This is a genomic window from Prevotella sp. khp7 (assembly GCF_900109055.1).
In the GTDB taxonomy this organism is placed as follows: Bacteria; Bacteroidota; Bacteroidia; order Bacteroidales; family Bacteroidaceae; genus Prevotella.
Map to the genome: position 1 here is coordinate 1 of NZ_FOIV01000006.1, position 2,333 is coordinate 2,333.

The window sequence follows — 2,333 nt, forward strand, 5'->3', positions numbered from 1 at the left end:
CCATTGCCACAACTAAACAACGTGGAGTCTTCGTCCAACAGATTGAATGGGTTGCGGCTCGTACTGATAGAAACGACATAGTCATCTGGATGATGGAACTTAACCGGGGATGTTTCCAACTGACCGTCGGATTCTTCTGTACAACTGGAGAGAGGAGCTATAAACAGAAAAGAGAGCAAATATTTATATAAATGCATGACTAATTATTATCTGTATCAAACTGTAGAGCAAAAGCAGAGTTATCGTCAGCCCTGTTGGCAGTGCAGAAAATCGGCTGGCCGGGAACCTCCTTTGTAAATGTTCCACCATTGACGATAAAGTTGGCGAACTCGTCGAAACCTGCGATTGTCTTCACGACATCCGCTCCATTTCCACCTCTAACCCATATACGGATGTCAGCCTCCTGAAGCAACTTCTTGGCTTGCATATCCATCGATACCTCGCCATTTACCTTCTTAAGAGTCAGGGCAACCTTGAAGGCCGACTTCACAGCGCTATATGAAGAGTCACTCTCTATAGAAATGATGGCCATTCTACCATAGGTAATACTATTGATATATGCCGCATTCGGGTATTTTGAGAGTTTACTGTTGTCCTTGAAGATATTACCATCCTCTGGATAGTCGATTACAGCATCAAAGTTCTTCTGACACACACGAGCAAAGAGTCCCGTCTTATGCTTGACCTTGTTCGACTCGTAACTACCTTCAATCTTCAAAATAGAACAGATATCTACATTTGCTCCAAAAGCCAGTTTCATCTCGCTATACTTAGAGAACTGCTTCAAGTCGTACTCAAATTCCTCGATCTGCTGGCCAGAGAAGTCGTCTTCGTTTAATGCATTTCTGTACTCTTTCATATAACTGGTATAGCTAGGCTGCTGAAGCCAACCGATATAAAAACTCGGCACAGTGAATACCAGCCCTAATTGATCTGCCTTCTCTGTGATAGGCACCATCTTTCCATTATTCAGCTGGTCACCCTTAAGGATCATACCTGTATATAAATTCTTGGCTCCAACAGGCACAAACTCATAACTCTCATTTACCGAACGGGTCTTTGCATTCGGATGATATGACTCATCCCACTCCCATTCACCCTTTACTTGAGTCTGAGCACTTTTGTTGTCTGATTTCGACACTTCAAAGTCATACTCATCTGTTGTACATGATGAGATTAAAAAAGCTGACACGAGCCCCATCATCAGGGGCATTGAAAATCTGTTTCTTTTCATAATTTTTACGTTTTTAGTATTTTATTATAAAGAAATACAACCTATAAAACAAAACCTTCCGCTAATAAACTGGACGACACACTCTCCGTTAATATATGAGGGTAATTCGAAGTCTGTTTGTTCTTCTGGAATTATTGAGGTATAGAGTACCTCACCATTCTGGATTATATTAATGATGTACTCAGGATGGAAACCTAAAATAAGCCTATAGCCATCCTTATAAATACGCGGGATACGTATAGGGGCCTTACCTTTTCCAACATTTATTGGTGCATTATCAACATCGGTAAGCGATACGCCCAATGGAATGGGCTCAACAGGCTCACCTTCTGTTGCCATTATTTTCCCTTGAAGGAGGGTGAGACAAACTATTAATACAAATATTTTCTTCATTGCTTTATTTTTTAATTATTAATATTTTTTGTTGTGATGCCCATCAGTTTATAATCTGGACTATCGAGCAGTTTAACATCAGTATACTGCTCCCATAAGATCTCTGTATCCCATTCTCGTCCTCTCTGACGTCTGATTTTATGAGCTTCATAAGAATTAAACGAGAATAGAGGTATCGACGTAGCATAGCCAGCATTCGAATACTCCTGAACATAGGTCGTGTCACTATAATTTCTCGGAGTCTCGCGTACAACATTAAACCTGAATCTAAACTTTATCTTTGGATGTGCTATCGTGGGCACCTTGGCCTGATTGGCATAAAAATTCATCGAGTATGTATGCCTATCTGTCTTAGAGCTGTGCTTATCAATAATCTCGACATACAGCGGTTCGCGACGGATATTGTACTTGAACTTAATCTTGGCTAAGGAGTTATCGGCCACATTGGCAAAAGAGCAGAATATGGGTACACCTGGCTGCTCGCGAGAGAACTGCCCCTTGGTGATGTGATCAACAAAACCCGTGAACCCGTTGAAACTCTGTACTGCGGTGGTTCCGTTGCCGCCAATGAGATAGACCTTGAAGTCACAGCCATTCAGAAAACTCTTCTCCTCATTGTTCATATAAGAACTGCCCTTTGTGAAAAGCGTATGGAAAGACTCCTGAAGCATTCTCTTCGCATAGCTGGCCTCTGCATTGGTCTCCA

3 protein-coding genes and 1 pseudogene are annotated in these 2,333 nt (G+C 41.7%); all 4 read right to left on the minus strand.

What is annotated here, in order from left to right; translation table 11 throughout:
- Window positions 1–197, minus strand: a 197-nt coding sequence (locus tag BMX82_RS13135) for a hypothetical protein (protein WP_218142026.1), incomplete at its 3' end; no start/stop codon positions are given.
- Between the two features lie 2 nt (window positions 198–199).
- Window positions 200–1,234: a thiol-activated cytolysin family protein gene (locus BMX82_RS12805; protein WP_091769593.1), complete on the minus strand. Its 1,035-nt coding sequence runs from the start codon at window positions 1,232–1,234 to the stop codon at window positions 200–202.
- A 24-nt stretch (window positions 1,235–1,258) separates the two neighbouring features.
- Window positions 1,259–1,627 (minus strand): hypothetical protein, encoded by a 369-nt coding sequence (locus BMX82_RS12810; protein ID WP_091769596.1) that lies wholly within the window; start codon window positions 1,625–1,627, stop codon window positions 1,259–1,261.
- Between the two features lie 11 nt (window positions 1,628–1,638).
- Window positions 1,639–2,333, minus strand: a pseudogene (locus BMX82_RS12815) (thiol-activated cytolysin family protein); the annotation flags it as partial.